This is a genomic window from Haloferax sp. Q22, assembly GCF_001482285.1.
Classification (GTDB): domain Archaea; phylum Halobacteriota; class Halobacteria; order Halobacteriales; family Haloferacaceae; genus Haloferax.
Window position 1 is genome coordinate 99,563 of the sequence record NZ_LOEP01000023.1, and the last position, 20,665, is coordinate 120,227.

The following is a 20,665-nucleotide window of genomic DNA, read 5'->3' on the forward strand; positions in this document are numbered from 1 at the left end:
GCGCGTCCTCGAACCCCTCCGTTTCGACTGGAGATTCGGGCGACGATAGAGTGTAAAGGTTAAGCGGCGGGCCCCTAATCGTGCCACTATGAGCCAAGCGACGAAAATCGTGCTCGGTACCGTCGGCGTGTCGGCCCTGCTGGCCGTCGTGTTCGTCGGGATGAGCATCGCCTGAGCGGATGTTCGAGACGCGCACCCTGCCGTCGGACCTCGAATCGGTCCGCGACGAGTACGCCCCCGGCGCGCTCGTCTTGGACGTGGCCGGCGACTTCGACACCATTCCCCCGGAGGCCGCGGAGAACCTCGGGCTGGTGGTCGAGTCGCTCTCTCCGGCGGCGTACCCCGCGGAGTGGCTACCAGACGACGCGCCCCAACAGCTCCGGCGCTACGCGTCGTCCGATTTCACCATCGGGATGCCCGGCGACGGCACCGTGACGTGGTCCCGGCAGACCGACCCACCGGTCGTGCTAGTCAAGTACCGCGCGAAGGGCACGCCCGACGACTTCCTTGATTTCCTCATCGCCGAGGCGTTCGTGCAGGCCGGGAACGACGAGATTCCGGAACACTTCCTCCCCTTCTTCGGCGAACGCTACCGCGACCTCGCCGCGGCAACACCCCTCGGCCCGAGCGAGACATATCAGGTCGCCGCCGCCCTCTACGAGGGCTGGGTCGGTCTCCACACCCGCGAGGCGTTCGTGTCGTGGGAGGGCGACCACGAGCGCCTCCACGACGCGTGGGTCGACGCCGGCGGCCGACTCGACGACCGACTCGAAAATCTCTCGCGACTCGTCGCGCTCGGCAGACTCTCGTTCGCCGAGGCGACCGAGTTCGCGTGTTCGGCCGTCAAACACGGCCGGGACCTCCCCGCGCCGTTTTCGGCGCTGGACACCGCGGCGTACCGCGACCACGGGCCGAGCTACGCGGTCAAGTGGGCCGAAAAGACGTTCGCGCAACTCGCGGCGGACGACGACACGGCGTCGGACGGCGACGATGCGGCCACCGACGACTCGGACGACGACGCCGACTCGGCGTAGTCGGTCGCGCCCGAGCGCGTCGCGTGCCGTCTCAGAACTCGGTCGTGACGGTGCCGTCCTCGTCGAGGTCGACGACGCCGTCGAACAGCTCGCGGAAGCGGTCGAGCGTCTCCTGGTCGTGGACCTCCTTCGAGAGGTGGAACAGTCCCACCGCGTCGAACTCGTCGAGGAGTTCGAGAATCTGCTTCGTCGCCTCGAAGGCGCGGTCCTCGTCGGCGTAGTAGGCCATCTCGGTGACCGAATCGACGCTGAGCCGGAGCTTTCCGTCGTGGCGTTCGAGGAACTGCCGGGTCTTCTCGACGATGGCGTCGAGGTCGTCGGGGGCCGCGACGTAGTAGATGTTGTCCGAACTGCGCCGGGAGTAGCCCCGCTCGATAGAGAGTGTGTCGAGGATAGTAGCGCTGGACTCGTCGACCTCGTAGTGTTCCAGCTTCTGTTCGACTTCGCGCGCGGTCGTCCGCGTCGAGATGACGAGGAAGCGGTCGGTGTCGACCTTGAAGAAGTCCGTGTCGATGCGGTCGGTCTCGCCGATGCTCGGATGAAGGAGCAAGATACCTGTGCCGCCCGGAATCGTCTCGGGCGCGTCTTCGATGGCGAGCTCGTAATCCATACCCCAAGCAGTTACCCTGCCGACTTAATCCTTCATGCCGCTCGGGCGGCGGCGTCCCCGAATCGTGGCGTGTGTTCACACCAGACGAATCTGGGTCAGAACAGCGAGTCGGCCGTGGCCGCGCCGATGACGCTGAACACCGCGCCGACGCTCGTCGCCTTGAGCGTGATGCGGAGCACCAGTAGGTCGAGTTCGTACCCAAGCACGGAGACGAAGACCTGCCCCGACACGTCCGAGAGGAAGGTCCCCGGGGCGTCGAACGCGAGTGCGAGAATGAACACGGAGAGGTAGGAGACGGAGATGAGCGAGATGAACCGGACGGGAATCCCGCCGACCTCGCGCTCCCGGTCGGGGTCGCGGTCGTCGGCCTTGTAGAGCGCGCCGTAGCCCACCGCGAGCACGATAAAGAGCGTGAGAACCGCCTGCGCGAACGACATGCTCCGCGCGAGCACCCACACCTCCTCGGTGACGACGAACGGTCCCGCGAGGAGGAACCCGCCGACGACCTGCTGGGCGGTGTCGGCGAGCGCGAACCGGCGGCGGACTCCGACCATACCTCGTCGTCGTGACGGCGGTAATTAAAAGGCGCGACGGGTGTGTGGCCGAGTCGTTGCTGGATTCGCCGCCTCCGTGCCCCCGGTCCGAACGCATTTTCACCCCGGCGCGCGAGGCTCCGGTATGAGCGTCCGCGACGAGTTCGACGCCTGGGCGGCCGACGGCCGCGACAAGGGCATGGAGGACCGACACTGGCACACCGCGAAGCACGCACTCGCACGGATGCCCGTCGAGGAAGGCGACACCGTCGTCGACCTCGGAACCGGAAGTGGCTACGCCCTGCGCGCGCTCCACGACACGAAGGGCATCGGCCGCGGCTTCGGCCTCGACGGCTCGCCGGAGATGGTTCAGAACGCCCGCGAGTACACCGACACCAACGACCTCTCGTTTCTCGTCGGCGACTTCGACGACCTCCCGTTCGAGGACGACAGCGTCGACCACGTCTGGTCGATGGAGGCGTTCTACTACGCCGCCGACCCGCACCACACCCTCGAAGAAATCGCCCGTATCCTCAAGCCCGGCGGCACGTTCTACTGCGCGGTGAACTACTACGAGGAGAACGTCCACTCCCACGAGTGGCAGGAACTCATCTCCATCGACATGACCCGCTGGTCCCACGCGGAGTACCGCGAGGCGTTCCGCGACGCCGGCCTCTACGTCGCCGAACAGGACTCCATCGCCGACCTCGACATCGACATCCCGGCGGCCGCCGAGTTCCCGACGGACGACTGGGAGACCCGCGAGGAGATGGTCGAGCGCTACCGGACGTTCGGAACGCTTCTGACCGTCGGCGTCGCGCCCTGACGCGGCGCGAAACTGGCACGGAACCGTCCGACTCGCGTTTCCGACCTACTCGACGATGTGAGCCGACGCCGGGGCGAATCCGACCTCCAGCGTCGTCCCGACCTCGAACGCCGCGTCCGACTTCTCGCCGCCGTCTTCGACCGCCACGACGAGTTCCGTCCCGCCCCAGTCGAGCCTGACCCGCGTCGTCGCCCCCTGAAACTCGGTGTCGACGACGGTCCCGCGAATTTGGTTCGTCTCCGCGCCGACCCGGAGTTGTTCGGGTCGGACGCAGAAGGTGAGTTCGTCGCCGGGCGCGGGACGCGCGGGTCGGTCGCCGTCTCTCCCGTCGCTTTCAGCGCGTTCGCCGGATACCGGATCACCGCGCCCGAGGACGCGTCGCCCCTCGGCCAGCGTGAACACCGCGTCGCCGACGCCGACGCGAATCCCCCCCGTTTCCGGTCGAGACTCGACGACCGCGTCGAGGACGTTGTTCTCGCCGAGGAACTCCGCGACGAACCGCGTCCGCGGGCGGTGGTAGAGTTCGCGGGGCCGACCGACCTGCTCGACGCGGCCGCGGTTGAGGACGGCCACCCGGTCTGAGACCGCGAGCGCCTCCGACTGGTCGTGGGTGACGTAGACGGTCGTCACGCCGAGTTCCGACTGGATGCGCTTTACCTGTCGGCGGAGGCGGTCGCGGAGTCGGGCGTCCAGCGCCGACATCGGCTCATCGAGGAGGAGGAGGTCCGGGCCGGGTGCGAGGGCCCGGGCGAGCGCGACCCGCTGTTGTTGCCCGCCCGAAAGCGAGTCGGGGTCGCGGTCTTCGAACCCCGCGAGGTCGACGAGGTCCAGCAGTTCCGCGACGCGCTCGTCGCGGGAGCCGCCGCCCGGCGGGTCGGTAAAGCGGAGACCGTAGGCGACGTTCTCGCCGACGCTGAGGTGCGGGAACAGCGCGTAGTTCTGGAACACGACCCCGACGCCTCGCGACTCGGGCGCGACGCCGGCCATCGACTCACCGTCGAAGCGGACGGTCCCCTCGGTCGGGGCTTCGAAGCCGGCGATACAGCGGAGCGTGGTCGTCTTGCCGCAGCCAGAGGGGCCGACGAGCGTGAAGAACTCGCCGTCGTCGACCGACAGCGAGACGGAATCGAGCGCCGTCGCCGACCCGTAGCGCTTGGACACCGCGTCGAGTTCGAGTCTCACGGGTTCGCCTCCGAAGTCACGTGCTTCCCTCGCCGGCGGACGGTCATAATTCTCACTTCCCGCGGCTCGCCCTCGTCTTGTTCTCCGGGCTCCCTCATAGCTCGCCCCACCGGCCGCCGAAGCGGTCCACGACGAGGAAGCTGGCGGACGTGACGAGAAGCAGGAGACAGCCCATCGCCGTCGCGGGGCCGAGCCGTCGCCCGAGGAACCGCTCGACTGCGATGGGCATCGTGTAGCTCCCCGCGCCCTCCGCGAGGATGATTGTCGAATCGAACTCGCCGATGCTGATGGCGACGGCGAACGCCGCGCCCGCGACGACGCCGGTCCAGACGAGCGGCAGTTCGATGTCAACGAGCGCGCGGGTTCTGGTCGCGCCGAGCGACCGCGCGGACTCCACGAGCCGGCCGTCGAGCCGGGCGAAAAGCGGCGCGACGTTCCGGGTGACGAACGGGTACGCGCCGACGGCGTGGGCCGCGACGATGGCGAGCGCGCCGGTGACGCGGATTCGCGTCCCAAGCACGTCGACGCCGAACACCAGCCCGCGGAGCAGGCCGAGGCCGACGACGATGCCCGAGACGGCGAAGGGAGCCATCGAGAGCACGTCGATGAGCCCGCGCCCGCGGTACCGGCGGGTCGTGAGGACGGCCATCGTCACGCCCATCGGGACGGCCACGACGAGCGTCCCCGCGGCGAAGGCCAGCGAGTTCAGGATGGCCGGGAGGGGCTTGACCTGAAAGCTCGCGCCGGTCGCCTGCCGCTCGGCGAGGAAGGCGTAGTTGGCGAGGGTGAAGCCGCCGTCGCCGCCGGTGACGCTCGCCAGAATCATGCTGGCGATGGGGACGACGAACACCAGTCCGACGACGAGGGCGTAGCCGGCGATACCGGCCGTTCGGAGCGTCGATTTCGGCGTCCAGTCGGTGGGGAGAACGGACCGGCGAGGAAGCGGATTTGCCGCGCCGCCGGCCGACCGCTGGCTCGCCTCGTACCGGAGGTAGACGGCGGTCAGCGTGATGGAGATGACCGTCTCGATGACCGCGAGGCTGGCGGCCTCGGCGTACGCGAGGTCTCGCACCCGCGAGTAGATGAACACCTCGATGGTCGCCAGTTGGAAGCCGCCGAGCGCGAGGACGATGGGGAACGACGCGAAGGTGAAGATGAACGTCAGGGTCGCGCCGACGCCGATAGAAGGCAGGAGCTGTGGGAGGACCACGTCGCGGAAGGCCCGCCGCGGACTTGCGCCGAGCGAGCGGGCGGTTTCGATGGTCCGGGCGTCCACGCTCTCCCACGCGGCGGTGACGACGCGGGCGACGAGCGGGGCGTTGTAGAACGCGTGGGCGACGATGATGGCTTCAAGCGTGAACAGCAGTTCGACCGGCGGGAGGCCGACGGCGGAGAGCGCGCGGTTCAACGTCCCGTTGCGGCCGAACGTCGCCACGAAGCCGATGGCGACCATGATGGAGGGCATGACGAACGGGAGGATGGTAAGCGAGCGGAGCGTCTCGCGGCCGCGGAACTCGAAGCGCGAGAACAGCCACGCGGCGGGGAGGCCGAGCGCGAGGCTGGCGAGTGTCGAGTAGAATGCCTGTTTCGCGGTGAACCAGATGATGTCGACGAGGTAGAACTCGCTCGTCAGAATCGCCGTGATGGGTTCGATAGTGAGCCGGCCGTCGGCGAGGACGGCGTCGGCGAAGACGGTGGCGACGGGGTAGTAAAACAGGACGAGGAGGACGACGGCGGTGAGCGCCGCGACGAGGGTGAGCAGCCGCTGTTCGAGGGCGCGGGCGACCCGGCGAACCGACACGCGGCTCACCGACTCACCTCACTTTCTGGCGAACTCGCGGGCCCACGCGTCGGTCCAGTCACTCAGGTTGTCCTGAAGCCGGTCGTAGGAGAACGTGACGGCTTCCGGCGGCTCTTGGGCGTACTGCGCGAAGTCCTCGGGCAGTTCCGCGGTGGTCGTCGCCGGGAACTGGACGTTGCGGACGGCGATTTCGGCCTGCACTTCGGGTCGGAGCATGAAGTCCATGAACTCGGCCGCGAGGTCGGGGTTCGACGCGTCGGCGAAGGGAGCCATCCCTTCGGGGTTGGCGTAGCCCTGGTCGTTCAGGAAGCGAATCTGGTGTTTCGCCATGTCCTCGCCGGACTCGGCGGCGTACACCTGGTCGGTCGAGTACGAGACGACCATCGGGGCCTCCCCGTTCGAGTAGGCGTTGTAGGAGTCCTCCCAGTTGCCGAGGACGCGGACGTCGTTTTCCTTCAGGCTCGCCCAGTAGTCGAGGTAGCCGTCTTCGCCCTTGGCGTCGATGGTGTGGAGCAAGAACGCCTGTCCCGTCGCCGACGACGTGGGGTTCTGCGCGAGGAGCGCGCCCGCGTACTCGGACTCCAGTAGGCCGTCGAACGTCTCGGGGGCGACGAAGTCGCCGTCGCCGTCGGTCTCGTTGTAGACGAGCGAGATGTAGCCCGTGTCGTAGGGGACCGCGCGGCCCTGCGGGTCGAAGTTCAGTTGCTCGTTCACGTCACCGAGTCGGGATATCCCCTCAGCGGGCGAAAACAGCGCCTCGTCGAGGTTCTCGTCGATGCGGACGAGCATCTGCGCGTCGAGGCCGACGTAGAGGTCCGCGCCGGACTCGACGCCCTGGAGGGCGCGCTCGATGTAGTAGTTCACGCCCGAGTCGGGCGTCTGCCACTCCAGCGTCGCGTCGAATTCGGACTCGAACGTCTCTTTCAGCCACGGGCCGGGGCTCGAACTCGGCGCGTCGACGAACGAGCCGTAGGTGCCGACGGTGAGCGTCGGCGACTCGCCGCCCGCGGTCGTCCCCTCGGTCGTCGTCGCGGTCGCGGTCGTCTCGGTCGTGTCACCCGAGGCCTCGGTCGTCGTCTGTTCGCCGCCGGTCCCGGTACAGCCGGCGAGGAGCGCGGAGACTCCCCCCGCCCCGGCGGCCTTCAGGAAGGTGCGTCGTCTCATTACTCGGTTGTTGCACTCTGTGGTACTTAACGGGAGTGATGTTCGTGAGGGCGAGTAAACGGCCGAATCCGTCGATTTCGAGGCTCGTCACGGGAGAACGACTTTACACTCGGCGGGAGTATCATCGGAGATGACTGGTTCTCGTCCGTACGTCCTCGGCGGTGTGCTCGCCCTGTTCGCGCTTCTCGCGGCGGTCATGCTCGCGGACGTGTTGGCGACGGTGTTTTTCGCTATTACTGTCGCCTATCTGCTCGTCCCCCTCAGGCGACGCCTCGAAGCGCGCGGGGCTTCCCGATGGGTCGCCAGCCTCGCCGCAACCGTCGTCGCGGCGGTCGGCGTCGGCGTCGTGCTCGCGCCGCTCGTCGTCATCGTCTTCCTCCGCCTGAGCGACATCCTCGAACTCGCGGCGCTCCTGCCCGACGTGGTGACCGTCGAGTTCCTCGGAATGGTCGAGACGGTGACGCTCGACGACGTGGTTGCTGTCGGTCTCAACCTGCTCCAGTCGCTCGGCCGCGCCGCCGCAACCGCCGCGCCCGTGGTCCTCATCAAACTCACGCTGTTCGGCTTCCTCGTGTTCTCGCTGCTCCTCAGCGGCGACGCCGTCGGGCGGACGCTCCTCGCGCTGGTCCCCGCCGACTACCGGGATGCGGCGACGGCGCTCAACGAGCAGGCCCGCGAGACGCTGTTCGCCATCTACGTCCTGCAGGCAGCGACCGCCGTCGGCACGTTCGCCATCGGCCTCGTTGTCTTCTGGGCGCTCGGCTACGACTACGTCGTCACGCTCGCCACGGTCGCGGCCGTCCTCCAGTTCATCCCCATCGTCGGGCCGAGCGTCCTGCTCGCGGCGATGGCCGTCTACCACGTCGCGGTCGGCGACCTCGTCGCCGCTGCGCTCGTCGTCACGGTCGGCGGGTTCGCGATCGCGTGGCTCCCGGACATCCTGATTCGCCCGCGACTCGCGAAGGAGACCGCCGACCTGCCGGGGAGCCTCTACTTCGTCGGCTTCGTCGGCGGCCTGCTCAGCCTCGGCCCGGTCGGCATCATCGCCGGTCCGCTCGTCGTCGCCCTCCTCGCGGAGTCCGTGGACCTGCTCGGCGCGGAGTTACGCGTCGACGACGGCGGAGGCGACGAGACCACGGACGGCGACGGCACCGGCGACGACGCGGCCGAGCCGAACTCCCCGTAATCTCGCCTGTCAGCCCTCGACGACCGCGCCGTCGCGTTCCTCCCACTCGGTGAGACTGCCCTCGTAGAACGCCACGTCGTCGTAGCCGAGGTGCGAGAGGACGACGTAGGTGTGGCTGATGCGCCGGGCGGTGTTGCAGTAGAGGACGACCCGCTGGTCCGGGGTGACCCCCGCGGCGTCCAGAATCGAGTCGAGTTCGTCCCGTGGCTTCAGCCCGCGCGTCTCGTCGTCGACGAGTTCGCGCCAGTCGAGGTTGACCGCGCCGGGGAGGTGACCCTCGTCGTACTCCGCGGGGTCGCGGGTGTCCACGATGACGGTCTCCGGGTCGTCGAGCGCGGCCTCGACGGCCTCGAAGTCCACGAGCGGCGTCTCGGCCGGGTCCGTTATCTCGTAGACCGTTCCTTCGATTTGGGTCGCCTCGCTCGTCGTCTCGTGCTCGCGGTTCCACGCGCTGAAGTCGCCGTCGAGGAGGTGGAGTCGCTCGGGGTCGTGCCCGTACAGGAGCGCGGTCACGAGAAAGCGGGCCGCAAAGACGCCGTGGGTATCGTCGTAGGCGACCACGTCGTCGTCGGCCGCGACGCCAGCGCCCGACAGGAGGTCGGTCCACGCGTCGCGGCCGGGGAGCATTCCCACGTCGCCGTCGGCGCTCCGGAACTTGTCAAACGGTATCGACACCGCGCCGGGGAGGTGCCCGATGCCGTCGAACTCCCAGCCGTCGCGCACGTCCACCACGCGCACGTCGCCGAGTCGGTCCGCGAGCCACGTCGAAGAGACCACGTCTACCATGTCCCCACGTTTCCGGGCCGCGGATTTAGGTCCGCCCCTCTTCGCACCCCTCGCCACGTGTCCGGGGTAGCGGATGTTGTTGCTGGTTCCGTCGGATACCGGGTTGAAATCGCCCGAGGCGGCCGTTCTCCGAGCCACTTTCGCCGTCTCCCCTACGATATTTGGGATAATATTGCCGCATCACCCGAGGTCAGGCCGTACATGCCGTCGCTGTGAGAGTTATGGGCCTCCCTGTTGTACAGAGAAACGCGATGTCAAACTCCGATTACGCGAAGGACGTACTCGTCTCTGCGGACTGGGTGGAGAGCCACCTCGACGAGTTCCAGAGTGACGACCCGGCGTACCGACTCGTCGAAGTGGACGTGGACACCGAGGCGTACGACGAGAGTCACGCCCCCGGTGCCATCGGGTTCAACTGGGAGTCCCAGCTGCAGGACCAGACGACCCGCGACGTGCTGACCAAGGAGGACTTCGAGGACCTCCTCGGCTCGCACGGTATCTCCGAGGACTCCACGGTCGTTCTCTACGGCGACAACTCCAACTGGTTCGCCGCCTACACCTATTGGCAGTTCAAGTACTACGGCCACGAGAACGTTCACCTGATGAACGGCGGCCGCGACTACTGGGTCGACAACGACTATCCGACGACCGACGAAGTCCCGTCCTTCCCGGAGCAAGACTACACCGCCAAGGGTCCCTTCGAGGACATCCGCGCGTACCGTGACGACGTCGAGAAGGCGGTCGACAAGGGCCTTCCCCTCGTCGACGTTCGCTCGCCCGAAGAGTTCTCCGGCGAGATTCTCGCGCCCCCGGGACTGCAGGAGACCGCCCAGCGCGGCGGCCACATCCCCGGCGCGAGCAACATCTCGTGGGCCGCGACCGTCAATGACGACGGCACCTTCAAGTCCGCCGACGAACTCCGCGACCTCTACGCGGACCAGGGCATCGAAGGCGACGAGTCCACCATCGCCTACTGCCGCATCGGCGAGCGCTCGTCCATCGCGTGGTTCGCCCTTCACGAACTCCTCGGCTACGAGAACGTCACCAACTACGACGGCTCGTGGACGGAGTGGGGCAACCTCGTCGGCGCGCCCGTCGAGAAGGGTAACTGAGCCGCCTCGGCCTCAGTTCGATTCGAATCCGACTGTACGGTTCTTTTTGTGGTTTACATCGGCAGGACGCTGATACCGACGGCGACGAGCACGCCCGCGCCGAGAAGCACCATCACGCAGTAGCCCATGATGTCGCGGACGGACAGGCCGCTGATGGAGAGCAGCGGGATGGCCCAGAAGGGCTGAATCATGTTGGTCCACGCGTCGCCCCACGAGGCGGCGACGGCGACCCGCGGGATGGACTCGCCGGACGCCTTCGCGGCCGTGACGAGCGTCTCGCCGATGACGGCCCACTCGCCCCCGCCGGAGGGGACGAAGAAGTTCACGAGACCGGCGGTGAAGAAGGCGAAGGCCGGGAGCGTCCCGTCGGGCGCGACGGCGACCATGCCCTGTGCGATTTGCGTGGCGAGGCTGACAGAGCCCTCCGGCGCGTAGGCCATGATGCCCATGATGCCCGCGTAGAAGGGGAACTGGAGGATGATGCCCCAGACGTTCTCGACGGCCTCGACGATGGCCTCGATGTACGCCTTGGGTGTCCCGTGGAACAGCAGGCCGAGGAAGAGGAAACCGAAGTTGACGATGTTCAGGTTGAGGTTGTTCCACGGCATCGTCCCGTTCTGGATTCCCTCGAAGAAGTACAGGCCGACCGCGAGCAGGCCGACGAGGCCGATTGCCACGCCGATGCCGAGCGAGTGCTCGATGCGCGTCGCGAGCGAGGCGTCCTCGGGGACGGCGGTGGAGGCCCACCCGCCCGTCGCCTGCTCGCCGCCGTCGGTCGCCGTCTCGAACTCCGCGGGGTCGATGGGCGTCTTCTTCGCGTCGTCACTCGGGTACATGAGCGCGAACAGCGCCGGCAGGAAGAGGAAGCCGACCGCGACGACCAACACGAGGTTGGCGACCGTGAAGATGGTCCCGCCGGTACCGAACGTCGTGTCGAGGATGCCCGCCTCGATGAGGAAGTTCCCCTCGGTGTTCAACAACAGTGGAATCGACCCCGCGAGGCCGCCGTGCCAGACGACGAACCCGGAGTACGCCCCGGCGACGACGATGGGGAAGTCGATGCCGCGCATCTCGGTCGCTATCTTCCGGGCGAACAGCGCCCCGACGACGAGGCCGAGGCCCCAGTGAACGAACGACGCTCCGGCGGCGACGACCGGTACCATCGCGGCCGCGCCCCGTTCCGTGTTCGGGACGCCCGCGAGTCGCGTCAGGAGCCAGTCCACGGGCTTCGTCTGCGCGAGCGCGTAGCCCGTCATCAGGATGAGCGTCATCTGCATCCCGAACGAAAGCAGGTTCCAGAAGCCACCGTACCAGCCGTCGATGAGGAGGTTCCCGGCGTGTCCGACCACGCCGACCCCCTCGGCCGGTGCGACCGACACCAGCGCCAGCACGAACGCCACTCCGGTCAGGATGATGGCGAACAGGAACGCGTCGGGGAGGTACTGTTCGACCAGTTTCGAACTGCGCTCCGCCGCCTGCCTGATAGCGTTTGTCATAGTCCGGATTACTTCATGATAATACAATATATAATGTTTAATATTCGGACGAGTTCGGATCGGTCAAATGTCGGGTGAGGCCCGACTCATCGGCTGTCGAGGCTCCGGCCGGAACCGACGGTCACGGTCACCGTGGAGGGCCGTCGCGGACCCGCGCCGGACTCGCCGCCGCCGATGGGTACAAACCCGAGACGAACATACGGGGGCGTATGTCCGAACTCCTCGACACCCTCCGCGACGACCACGAGACGCCGCTTTCCCGACTGGGCTCCTCGAAGGCGCTGTACGCCGTCACCGACGGCGAGATGGACGGCGACGCGGTCCGCGCGGCCGCCGCGTCCGAGGCCGCGGCCGCCGCCGACCTGTTCGACTGGTGGGCGGACGACGAACCGAACGACGAGGCTGCCGCGCTCTTTTCTGACCTCGCCGACACTGCCCGCGAGCACGCCGACGCCGTCGATGCGGAGCCCGACGGCTCGAAGCCGAACGTCTACGACGTGCTCGCCGAGTTCGAGACGACTGACGGCCGCCTCGGCGGCGCGCTCGCCCGCGCGCTCGTGTCGCTGAAGACCGTCGAGCAGATGGTCGGCTTCTTCGTCGGCGACGCGGACCCGATGGCCGCCAACGACTTCCGCACGCTCAAGTCCGACCTCAACGACCAACTCGACACGCTCGAAGCCGCCATCGACGACCTCGTCGAAGACGACGCCGTCGCCCGCGAGGCCGCCGACGCGGTGGTCGAAGCCGCCTACGACGAGTACGTCGAGACGCTGGAAGGCATGGGCGTCAAGCCGAAGAACGTCTGCTAACTCACTCGCTCTTTCGCATCTCCGGGTCGCGGAGCGACCCACTCGCCGTAAAATCTGAGCCCTCAGTCCCCGAGTGCCGACAGCGCCGACGCGCGGCGTAACGGGTGAGTTCCAGTAGAAACGAGGGGGTTTGTCAGACGGTCGTCAGACGCCGGGGACGCCCTTGCGGTATTCGAGGACCTCGCTTCGAGCCTCGCGGACCGTCTCGGCGACGTCGCCGTCGAGGTTCTCGGCGAGTTCGTGGAGGACCGTCATGTGGCGGGCGAGTCGCCCGTGGTCCGGTCCCTGCTCGCGCGTCGCCAGCTTCGCGAGCTGGTCGGACTGTTCGTAGAGTCGCTCCTGCACGTCGCCCTCGGTCGCCTCGGCGGCTTCCTTGAGCAGGTTGCTCGCGCGTTCGAGTTCGGCTCGCGTCATACTGGATTATTCGATAGCCCGGCCCAAAACCGTTCCTCCGGCGACAAGCACCGCCTCGCTCAAGTACGCCGCGACCCAAGGACGGGCAATGAGCGAGTCCGGTCCCCTGTCCGCCGACAGACCCGACGCAGACCGTGAATTCCGCGTCGACGCCCCCTTCGACCCCGCGGGCGACCAACCCGAGGCAATCGAGGCGCTGGCCCGCGGCTTCCGCGAGGGCGCCGACGTGCAGACCCTGCTCGGTGTCACCGGTTCCGGCAAGACCAACACCGTCTCGTGGGTGGTCGAAGAGATTCAGAAGCCGACGCTCGTCCTCGCGCACAACAAGACGCTCGCCGCCCAGTTGTACGAGGAGTTCAAGGGGCTGTTCCCCGACAACGCGGTCGAGTACTTCGTCTCCTACTACGACTACTACCAGCCCGAGGCGTACATCGAACAGACCGACACCTACATCGACAAGGACATGTCGATAAACGAGGAAATCGACCGACTCCGCCACTCCGCGACCCGGTCGCTTCTCACCCGCGACGACGTCATCGTCGTCGCCTCGGTGTCCGCCATCTACGGCCTCGGCGACCCGAAGAACTACACCGACATGTCCCTCCGACTCGAGGTCGGCCAGCAGATAGACCGCGACGAACTGCTCGGCGCGCTCGTCGACCTCAACTACGAGCGCAACGACGTGGACTTCCGGCAGGGCACGTTCCGCGTCCGCGGCGACACCGTCGAGGTGTTCCCGATGTACGGCCGCTACGCCGTCCGCATCGAGTTCTGGGGCGACGAAATCGACCGGATGCTGAAGCTCGACCCGCTGGAGGGAGAGGTCAAGTCGTCGGAACCGGCCGTGCTCGTCCACCCGGCGGAGCACTACTCCATCCCCGAAGAACAGCTCGAAGGCGCAATCTCGGAAATCGAGGAGTTGATGGAACAGCGGGTGAAGCACTTCCAGCGACAGGGCGACCTCGTGGCCGCCCAGCGCATCGAAGAGCGAACCACCTTCGACATCGAGATGCTCCGCGAGACGGGCCACTGCTCCGGCATCGAGAACTACTCGGTCCACCTCTCGGACCGCGAGCCGGGCGACGCACCCTACACCCTCCTCGACTACTTCCCCGACGACTTCCTCACCGTCATCGACGAGTCGCACGTCACGCTCCCGCAGATCAAGGGTCAGTACGCCGGCGACAAGTCCCGAAAGGACTCGCTGGTCGAGAACGGCTTCCGCCTGCCGACGGCCTACGACAACCGCCCGCTCACTTTCGAGGAGTTCGAAGAGACCGTCGGACAGGCGCTTTTCGTCTCCGCGACGCCCGGCGACTACGAGCGCGAGCACTCCGACCAAATCGTCGAGCAAATCGTTCGCCCGACCCACCTCGTGGACCCGAAGGTCGAGGTGACGGAGGCGACCGGACAGGTCGACGACCTGATGGCCCGCATCGACGAGCGCATCGACCGCGACGAGCGCGTGCTCGTCACGACGCTCACGAAGCGGATGGCCGAGGACCTCACCGAGTACCTCGAAGAGGCCGGCGTCGACGTGGCCTACATGCACGACGAGACCGACACGCTCGAACGCCACGAACTCATCCGGTCGCTCCGCCTCGGCGACATCGACGTGCTCGTCGGCATCAACCTCCTCCGGGAGGGCCTCGACATCCCCGAAGTTTCGCTCGTCGCCATCCTCGACGCCGACCAGCAGGGCTTCCTGCGCTCCGAGACCACGCTCGTCCAGACGATGGGGCGCGCCGCCCGCAACGTCAACGGCGAGGTCGTGCTCTACGCCGACGAGATGACCGACGCGATGGAGGCCGCCATCTCCGAGACGCAGCGTCGCCGCCGCATCCAACAGGAGTTCAACGAGGAACACGGCTACACGCCGACGACCATCGAAAAGGAGGTCGGCGAGACGAATCTGCCGGGGAGCAAGACCGACACCCGCGGCGTCTCCGGCGACGCCCCCGCCGACGCCGACGAGGCGGTCGAACAGATAGCCTTCCTCGAAGACCGGATGCAGGAGGCCGCCGACAATCTCGAGTTCGAACTCGCCGCCGACATCCGCGACCGCATCCAGAACCTCCGCCGCGAGTTCGACGTGGACGCGCTCGAAGACGGCGTCGCGCCCGAGTACCCCGACGAACACGACGGCGACGGCGACGGCGACGACGGCCTGACGCCGCCGGACGAGTTCTGACCGGACGTGTCGTCACCGCCAACCCTGACGTTCGCGGCCGGCGGCCTCCTCTGCCGCGACGACGGCCGACTCTGTCTCGTCCACCGGCCGCGCTACGACGACTGGTCGCTCCCGAAGGGGAAACTCGAACCGGGCGAGACGCTGGTCGAGACCGCCGTCAGAGAGGTCCGCGAGGAGACGAGGTGCGAGGTCGACTGCGGCCGGTTCGCCGGGCGCTACGAGTACCGCATCCCCGACGACGCGGGGACGCGGAGCGGCCCGAAGGGCGTGTTCGTCTGGCACATGCGCGTCGTCGACGAACACCCGTTCGAACCCGACGGCGAGGTCGACGCGCGCCAGTGGCTCACCCCGGCTGAGGCCCTCGAACGGCTCACCTACGAGACCGAACGGGCGCTGGTCAGACGGGCGTTCGAACCCAACGACTGAGCACAGATTTTGGATAGAAACACATGTTACTGGTTTTTCGACGCGCGTCGGTGTGTGGACCGTACCCAAATTGGGGGGTCGACATCAAGAGTTATTAGCCCGACCTCGCTATGCCCGTTCCACCGTGATCCGCACCTCGGCGGACGAGCCTGCAATCCACACCGTTCACCACGCCTACCCCAACGGAGGCATTACCTGAATGGTCCGCGGATTCGAGCACTCCGTGCTCGACAGTTCGGGCGACCACCGCACGCCGGTCCACCCGGTGTGCGACGCGGTCGCATCCTCGGGAGACGGTGAACGCGCGCGGGTCGGTGCCGCTGATGACTCGGCAAACGGGCTGTTTTCGACGCGTCACTCCACGCGAGTGCACGCGAACGCTACTGCGAACTGACAACAACGAGAACCATGAGCTCTCAGTCTCTCAGTCACGTTCAGAAGTCGTTCCTGAAGTACCAACACATCCTCGTGTTCATCGCTCCCCTGCTGTTCCTCGTCTCGGTGTTCACCATGGCACCGACGCCGTCGGGTGCAGGCATGGAGTACTGGCTCCAGTACTGGTGGCTGTTCCCGGTGTTCCTCACCGGCGCGACCATCGTGAACACGGTCGGCATCAGCGGGTCGGCGCTCTTCGTCCCGTTTCTCATCTTCATCTTCCCCATCTTCGCACACCCGCTCGACTCGTCGACGCTGGTCAAGGTGGGCCTCATCAGCGAGGCGTTCGGTCTCTCCAGTTCGGCCGTCGCCTTCATCCAGTACGGCCTCGTCGACCGGCGACTGGCGCTGACGCTCGTCGGTGGGTCGATTCCGTTCGTCGTCGGCGGCGCGCTCCTGTCGTTCGTCATCCCCGACGTGGTGTTCCACGCGCTGCTCGGAATCGCGCTGCTCGCCGCATCGTACCTGCTGTTCAACGCCGACCTCGGCCACGACGAACCCGGCTCGTCGGACTCCGACCACGCCGCGGCCACCGACGGCGGCACCGTCTCCGCGAACCTCCCCAACGACCCCGGTAAGCTCGGCCCCGCGGGCGTCCACACGGCCGACGACGGGACCGTCACCCGCGTCGACCGCGAGGGCGACGACTACACGTACACCCGCGGCGGCTACCTGCGCCGCTTCGCCAACTACAGCGTCGGCGGGATGTTCCAGGGGCTCGCCGGCTTCGGCGTCGGCGAACTCGGCATCATCTCGATGCTCAGCACGAAGGTTCCCGTCCGCGTCGCCATCGGTACGAACCACATCGTGGTCGCGCTGACCGCCATCTTGGCGTCGCTCGTCCACGTCTTCGGCGGCGGCATCGTCGGCGGTCACTCGCTGAGTCTCGCGACGACGCCGTGGAACATGGTCGTGTTCACCGTCCCCGCGACGGTCCTCGGCGGCCAAATCGCGCCCTACGTGTCGAACGCGCTGGAGACTGACGTCATCAAGAACTTCGTCGGCGTCCTCTTCGCCGTCATCTCGATTGCGCTGTTCATGATGGCGCTGGGCATCTAACGACCCGCTCGAACCGTTTTCACCGGCACCACTTTCACAGTCCTCGATTCTGAACCCTCACCCATGTACGACCACATCCTGCTTCCGACCGACGGTAGCGACGCGACCGACGCGACAATCGAACACGCGGCGACCCTCGCCGAAACGTACGGCGCGACGGTCCACGTGCTGTCCGTGGCCGACTCGCGCAACCGCTTCGAGTCGCCCTCGGCCGGCATCGCGCCGGACGTGTGGGAGAAGTCCGAACTCGACCGCGCGGAGTCGGCGGCCGACGCTGCCGTCGAGGCGCTCCCAGACAGCGTCGAGACCGAACGCATCGTCGAGGAGGGCGTGCCTCACTCGACTATCGTCGACTACGCCGCCGACGCCGAGGTCGACCTCGTCGTGATGGCGACCCACGGTCGAACCGGCCTCGACCACTACCTCGTCGGTTCCGTCACGGAGCGCGTCGTCAGGCAGTCCGACGCACCGGTGTTGACCGTCCGCGCGGCGGACGAAGAATAAGCGCCGCGATCCGCTCGCGGTCCGTGTTACTCGAACTCTTCTGCCAGCGCGGCGCGGTGCTCGCGGCGCTTCTGAAGCGCCGAGTCGCGCAGCTCGCGCTCCTCTTGGGAGTCGCAGACGAGGTCAGGGACCGGAATCGGCTTCTCGTCGTCGTCGAGCGCGACGAAGGTGAAAAAGGAGGTGATGGTCTCGCGGCGGTCGCCCTCGCTCGGTCGCTCGGCGGTCACGTCGACCTTGATGTCCATACTGGTGCGACCGGTGTCGAAGACGTACGCCTCGACGGTCACCACGTCACCCACGTCAATGGGTGCGAGAAAGTCCACGTGGTCCATCGACGCCGTGACTACCTGCCGCTCGGCGAAGCGTCGCCCAGCGATGGCCCCGCAGACGTCCATCCACTCCAGAATCCGCCCCCCGAGAGCGCGTCCGAGGTTGTTCGTGTCGTTGGGCATCAAAATCTCGCTCATCTCGGCGCGGGACGCCGATAGCGACCGCGTGCCGACTGACGATTGCTGTTGCATACCACACGGTCGGTGTCGGACGTGGTTAAATTATTCTACGTCGTGAAAAATAGAAATAAAGGCGATTAATCGCTCGGGTTGTCGATTGTCGACAAACGCCCCTCACATTTCAACAACCTAGGCAATTAATAGTGTTTATTACGTATCGAATAGTGTCTGCGTGAACCGCAGACCGGTGGTGGGACGCCGACGCCCGTCTCTCGCCCGCGTTCGGGGGAACGTTCCCGAGGGTTCCGACCCTCGTTCGACTGGACGACGACGGGGAACCAGTCGCGACCCCGAAGCCGACGTACCGAGTGGCCTCCCGTCTCAGGTCCGTCTCGCGCCTCGCCGAACCGCGACGGCCGGACGACGGGGCTCGCGCCGGTCGCCCCGCAGACTGGACACGACGCTGCACCGGCCCCTCGCGCGTTGGTGGAATCGCGACTGCTTCGCGTGTTCGATTTTTCGCCTACTCGACCCGTTCAGCCTCGACGCCGCCGTCTTCGATTTCGATGTCGACCGCGTCCGCGGAGATGTCCGCCGTCTCGATGCCGTCCAACTCACCGAGTATCTCGCTGATGTCGTCGAGGCCGAGGAGTTCGCGGGTCTCCTCGTCGAACGCCTTGCTTTCGAGGCCCGCGGCCTGCTGTACATCGGAGCCGGTCAGTCCCTTCCCGTAGCGACCGAGCAGCGACGTGAGTTCCTGCGGCAGCACGTACGTCGTCGACGGCGAGGTGCCGATGTTCCCAAGCGTCTCCATGCCTTTGTCGATGATGGCGCGCTCGCCCATCGACTCCGCCGCGCGGGCCCGGAGGACCGTCGAGATGGCGTCACCCTGCGCTTCGAGAATCTGCGACTGCTTTTCACCCTGCGCGCGGATGATGTTCGACTGCTTGTCGCCCTGCGCCTTCTCGACGGCGGAGCGGCGTTCACCCTGCGCTTCGAGAATCATGGCACGGCGGCGGCGCTCGGCGGAGGTCTGCTGTTCCATCGCGTTCTCGACGTCCTTCGAGGGCTTGACCTCGCGGACCTCGACGGACTCCACGCGGACGCCCCACTCGTCGGTCGGTTCGTCGAGTTCCTTGCGGATGCGCGCGTTGATGTGGTCGCGTCGCGCCAGCGTGTCGTCGAGTTCCATGTCGCCGAGGGCGGCCCGCAGCGTCGTCTGCGCGAGCAGCGAGACGGCCCGGCGGTAGTTGTCGACCTGCAGGAAGGCGCGTTCGGGGTCCATCACGCGGATGTAGACGACGGCGTCGGCCGTTACGGGTGAGTTGTCCTCCGTGATGGCCTCTTGGGAGGGCACGTCGAGCGTCTGAGTTCGCATGTCGAAGCGGTAGGTCTTCGAGACGAACGGCGGGACGACGTTCAGCCCCGGTTCGAGGATACCCTTGTAGTCGCCGAACACGGTGAGCGTCCGCTTTTCGTACGCCTGCACGATTTCGACCGCGTCGTACACCGCGGCGACGGCGAGCGCGAGGACGACGTATCCCGCGAGCGTCAGCGGCGTGACGGGGAAGACCACGACGGCGATGCCGAAGACGATCACCGCGACCGCGAGGGGACCGAGCCAACGCGGGATTCGGCCGGGCTCGCTATCGACCCGTCCTGCGCCCGACGAGGAGGACGACGAGGACGAGGACGCCGAGAGCTTCCCGAGTTGGTAGAACAGGCTGTCCATGGTGGAGAGTGACACCGAGGCGGAATAAAGCTAGCCGGCTACTCGGCCACCCGGCCACCAACTATTTGTCCGCGAACGCCCCACCGCCCGGTATGCGAACCAACCGCGGCCGAATCGACGTGGAGGACCTGCTGAAAATCATCCTCCTGCTCGTCCTCGTCTGGCTCGTCCTCGAAATCATCGGCGAGGTGCTCGGGCTGTTCGGCGCGTTGCTCGGACCGCTCCAGCCGATTCTGGGACTCGTCGTCGCGGCGCTCATCGTTCTCTGGCTGCTCGACCGAATCTGACTCTCCGCGGCGACGATACGCCTTTGTGTCTCTCGCGTGAGTCACGGGCGTGTACAGTCTGAACGTCCCGGTTCCGGGGCGGGTCGCCCGCCTCGCGTCCGACCTGTTTCCGTACCTCGCCCCGTTCGACCGGGTTCGCGACCGACACACGCTCGTCTGCAAGCGGTTCGAAGACACTGAGCTCGACCGCTTGCACGAACAGTTGCGGCGCGCGCTCGCCGGTCAACCGGCGTTCGAAGCCCGCGTGACCGATATCCGGTTCTTCGAAGCGCCGCCGCGCGGAGCCGCGCCGGTCGTCTATCTCGCTGTCGAGAGCCCCGGCCTCGCCGACCTGCACCGCGCGCTCACCGACGAGTTCGGCGCTGTCGACGGACTGGAGGGCGACGACTACGTCCCGCACGTCACGCTCGCCCGCGGCGGCAGTCTCGCCGACGCCCGCGCGGTCGCGAGCCAGTCCATCGAGCCCGTCGAGTGGACCGTCTCGCAGCTCGACATCTACGACTCGTCGTTCCGCGAGACCGCGGCCTCGATTTCGCTTCCGGCCTGACGGCGGGGATTCGACCGCCGTCGCCGTCGGCGGAGCGACGACCCTCGGTGTGCCGCCCCGCCCCGCCCCGCCCCGCCCCGCC

Annotated in this window: 21 protein-coding genes; 11 read left to right on the plus strand and 10 right to left on the minus strand. The window is 67.1% G+C overall.

The window, feature by feature from the left end; genetic code table 11:
• Positions 1–179 precede the first annotated feature (179 nt).
• Positions 180–1,034 (plus strand): hypothetical protein, encoded by an 855-nt coding sequence (locus AM590_RS10615; protein WP_058827460.1) that lies wholly within the window; start codon positions 180–182, stop codon positions 1,032–1,034.
• A gap of 31 nt (positions 1,035–1,065) precedes the next feature.
• On the opposite strand, the gene AM590_RS10620 is transcribed toward AM590_RS10615, so the two are convergent.
• A complete protein-coding gene (locus tag AM590_RS10620; protein ID WP_042665303.1) occupies positions 1,066–1,644 on the minus strand; it encodes an ATPase involved in flagella biogenesis in 579 nt (192 codons plus the stop codon).
• 95 nt (positions 1,645–1,739) lie between these two features.
• Positions 1,740–2,198, minus strand: a complete 459-nt coding sequence (locus AM590_RS10625; protein WP_058827461.1) for a DUF2391 family protein — start codon at positions 2,196–2,198, stop codon at positions 1,740–1,742.
• A gap of 124 nt (positions 2,199–2,322) precedes the next feature.
• Between AM590_RS10625 and AM590_RS10630 the strand changes: the two genes are divergently transcribed.
• The gene (locus tag AM590_RS10630; protein ID WP_058827462.1) at positions 2,323–3,003 is read left to right on the plus strand and encodes a class I SAM-dependent methyltransferase; all 681 of its coding nucleotides are present in this window, start codon (positions 2,323–2,325) and stop codon (positions 3,001–3,003) included.
• 45 nt (positions 3,004–3,048) lie between these two features.
• On the opposite strand, the gene AM590_RS10635 is transcribed toward AM590_RS10630, so the two are convergent.
• The 3 genes from AM590_RS10635 to AM590_RS10645 all read right to left on the minus strand — a co-directional run bounded on the left by AM590_RS10635 (position 3,049) and on the right by AM590_RS10645 (position 7,150).
• A complete protein-coding gene (locus AM590_RS10635; RefSeq protein ID WP_058827463.1) occupies positions 3,049–4,185 on the minus strand; it encodes an ABC transporter ATP-binding protein in 1,137 nt (378 codons plus the stop codon).
• Positions 4,186–4,279: 94 nt separating this feature from the next.
• On the minus strand, positions 4,280–5,995 hold the full coding sequence (locus tag AM590_RS10640) for an iron ABC transporter permease (protein WP_058827464.1): 1,716 nt from the start codon (positions 5,993–5,995) through the stop codon (positions 4,280–4,282).
• A 9-nt stretch (positions 5,996–6,004) separates the two neighbouring features.
• Complete coding sequence (locus tag AM590_RS10645; RefSeq protein WP_058827465.1) at positions 6,005–7,150, minus strand: thiamine ABC transporter substrate binding subunit; 1,146 nt, start codon at positions 7,148–7,150, stop codon at positions 6,005–6,007.
• Between the two features lie 130 nt (positions 7,151–7,280).
• Between AM590_RS10645 and AM590_RS10650 the strand changes: the two genes are divergently transcribed.
• On the plus strand, positions 7,281–8,336 hold the full coding sequence (locus tag AM590_RS10650) for an AI-2E family transporter (RefSeq protein WP_058827466.1): 1,056 nt from the start codon (positions 7,281–7,283) through the stop codon (positions 8,334–8,336).
• A gap of 9 nt (positions 8,337–8,345) precedes the next feature.
• On the opposite strand, the gene AM590_RS10655 is transcribed toward AM590_RS10650, so the two are convergent.
• Entirely contained in the window at positions 8,346–9,122 is a 777-nt protein-coding gene (locus AM590_RS10655) for a sulfurtransferase (protein WP_058827467.1), read from the minus strand.
• A 251-nt stretch (positions 9,123–9,373) separates the two neighbouring features.
• Between AM590_RS10655 and AM590_RS10660 the strand changes: the two genes are divergently transcribed.
• Positions 9,374–10,234: a sulfurtransferase gene (locus tag AM590_RS10660; RefSeq protein WP_058827468.1), complete on the plus strand. Its 861-nt coding sequence runs from the start codon at positions 9,374–9,376 to the stop codon at positions 10,232–10,234.
• Positions 10,235–10,287: 53 nt separating this feature from the next.
• Here AM590_RS10660 and AM590_RS10665 read toward each other — a convergent pair whose 3' ends face one another.
• Complete coding sequence (locus tag AM590_RS10665; RefSeq protein WP_058827469.1) at positions 10,288–11,730, minus strand: short-chain fatty acid transporter; 1,443 nt, start codon at positions 11,728–11,730, stop codon at positions 10,288–10,290.
• A gap of 209 nt (positions 11,731–11,939) precedes the next feature.
• Between AM590_RS10665 and AM590_RS10670 the strand changes: the two genes are divergently transcribed.
• On the plus strand, positions 11,940–12,539 hold the full coding sequence (locus AM590_RS10670; protein WP_058827470.1) for a hypothetical protein: 600 nt from the start codon (positions 11,940–11,942) through the stop codon (positions 12,537–12,539).
• Positions 12,540–12,683: 144 nt separating this feature from the next.
• On the opposite strand, the gene AM590_RS10675 is transcribed toward AM590_RS10670, so the two are convergent.
• Entirely contained in the window at positions 12,684–12,953 is a 270-nt protein-coding gene (locus AM590_RS10675) for a hypothetical protein (RefSeq protein ID WP_042665326.1), read from the minus strand.
• 88 nt (positions 12,954–13,041) lie between these two features.
• Here AM590_RS10675 and uvrB point away from each other — a divergent pair, with 88 nt between their 5' ends.
• From uvrB to AM590_RS10700, 4 genes are all read left to right on the plus strand, one after another.
• A complete protein-coding gene (uvrB, locus tag AM590_RS10680) occupies positions 13,042–15,144 on the plus strand; it encodes an excinuclease ABC subunit UvrB (RefSeq protein WP_042665329.1) in 2,103 nt (700 codons plus the stop codon).
• Positions 15,145–15,150: 6 nt separating this feature from the next.
• Positions 15,151–15,570: an NUDIX hydrolase gene (locus AM590_RS10685; RefSeq protein WP_058827471.1), complete on the plus strand. Its 420-nt coding sequence runs from the start codon at positions 15,151–15,153 to the stop codon at positions 15,568–15,570.
• A 408-nt stretch (positions 15,571–15,978) separates the two neighbouring features.
• Positions 15,979–17,064, plus strand: a complete 1,086-nt coding sequence (locus AM590_RS10695; RefSeq protein ID WP_058827472.1) for a sulfite exporter TauE/SafE family protein — start codon at positions 15,979–15,981, stop codon at positions 17,062–17,064.
• A gap of 63 nt (positions 17,065–17,127) precedes the next feature.
• Positions 17,128–17,568, plus strand: coding sequence for a universal stress protein (locus AM590_RS10700; RefSeq protein ID WP_058827473.1), 441 nt, complete (start codon positions 17,128–17,130; stop codon positions 17,566–17,568).
• A gap of 26 nt (positions 17,569–17,594) precedes the next feature.
• On the opposite strand, the gene AM590_RS10705 is transcribed toward AM590_RS10700, so the two are convergent.
• Together AM590_RS10705 and AM590_RS10710 are read right to left on the minus strand one after the other, a co-directional pair.
• Complete coding sequence (locus AM590_RS10705; RefSeq protein ID WP_058827474.1) at positions 17,595–18,089, minus strand: acyl-CoA thioesterase; 495 nt, start codon at positions 18,087–18,089, stop codon at positions 17,595–17,597.
• A gap of 451 nt (positions 18,090–18,540) precedes the next feature.
• Complete coding sequence (locus AM590_RS10710; RefSeq protein ID WP_042665342.1) at positions 18,541–19,749, minus strand: SPFH domain-containing protein; 1,209 nt, start codon at positions 19,747–19,749, stop codon at positions 18,541–18,543.
• A 92-nt stretch (positions 19,750–19,841) separates the two neighbouring features.
• On the opposite strand from AM590_RS10710, the gene AM590_RS10715 reads away from it, so the two are divergent.
• Positions 19,842–20,036: a hypothetical protein gene (locus AM590_RS10715; protein WP_004974006.1), complete on the plus strand. Its 195-nt coding sequence runs from the start codon at positions 19,842–19,844 to the stop codon at positions 20,034–20,036.
• 49 nt (positions 20,037–20,085) lie between these two features.
• Positions 20,086–20,583: a 2'-5' RNA ligase family protein gene (locus tag AM590_RS10720; protein WP_058827475.1), complete on the plus strand. Its 498-nt coding sequence runs from the start codon at positions 20,086–20,088 to the stop codon at positions 20,581–20,583.
• The last annotated feature ends 82 nt before the right edge of the window (positions 20,584–20,665 follow it).

Coding starts and splice junctions, on each gene's coding strand:
- AM590_RS10615 (WP_058827460.1), top strand. CDS start 180: ATGTTCGAGACGCGCACCCTGCCGTCGGACCTCGAATCGGTCCGCGAC.
- AM590_RS10620 (WP_042665303.1), bottom strand. CDS start 1,644: ATGGATTACGAGCTCGCCATCGAAGACGCGCCCGAGACGATTCCGGGC.
- AM590_RS10625 (WP_058827461.1), bottom strand. CDS start 2,198: ATGGTCGGAGTCCGCCGCCGGTTCGCGCTCGCCGACACCGCCCAGCAG.
- AM590_RS10630 (WP_058827462.1), top strand. CDS start 2,323: ATGAGCGTCCGCGACGAGTTCGACGCCTGGGCGGCCGACGGCCGCGAC.
- AM590_RS10645 (WP_058827465.1), bottom strand. CDS start 7,150: ATGAGACGACGCACCTTCCTGAAGGCCGCCGGGGCGGGGGGAGTCTCC.
- AM590_RS10650 (WP_058827466.1), top strand. CDS start 7,281: ATGACTGGTTCTCGTCCGTACGTCCTCGGCGGTGTGCTCGCCCTGTTC.
- AM590_RS10655 (WP_058827467.1), bottom strand. CDS start 9,122: ATGGTAGACGTGGTCTCTTCGACGTGGCTCGCGGACCGACTCGGCGAC.
- AM590_RS10660 (WP_058827468.1), top strand. CDS start 9,374: ATGTCAAACTCCGATTACGCGAAGGACGTACTCGTCTCTGCGGACTGG.
- AM590_RS10665 (WP_058827469.1), bottom strand. CDS start 11,730: ATGACAAACGCTATCAGGCAGGCGGCGGAGCGCAGTTCGAAACTGGTC.
- AM590_RS10670 (WP_058827470.1), top strand. CDS start 11,940: ATGTCCGAACTCCTCGACACCCTCCGCGACGACCACGAGACGCCGCTT.
- AM590_RS10675 (WP_042665326.1), bottom strand. CDS start 12,953: ATGACGCGAGCCGAACTCGAACGCGCGAGCAACCTGCTCAAGGAAGCC.
- uvrB (WP_042665329.1), top strand. CDS start 13,042: ATGAGCGAGTCCGGTCCCCTGTCCGCCGACAGACCCGACGCAGACCGT.
- AM590_RS10695 (WP_058827472.1), top strand. CDS start 15,979: ATGAGCTCTCAGTCTCTCAGTCACGTTCAGAAGTCGTTCCTGAAGTAC.
- AM590_RS10700 (WP_058827473.1), top strand. CDS start 17,128: ATGTACGACCACATCCTGCTTCCGACCGACGGTAGCGACGCGACCGAC.
- AM590_RS10705 (WP_058827474.1), bottom strand. CDS start 18,089: ATGCAACAGCAATCGTCAGTCGGCACGCGGTCGCTATCGGCGTCCCGC.
- AM590_RS10710 (WP_042665342.1), bottom strand. CDS start 19,749: ATGGACAGCCTGTTCTACCAACTCGGGAAGCTCTCGGCGTCCTCGTCC.
- AM590_RS10715 (WP_004974006.1), top strand. CDS start 19,842: ATGCGAACCAACCGCGGCCGAATCGACGTGGAGGACCTGCTGAAAATC.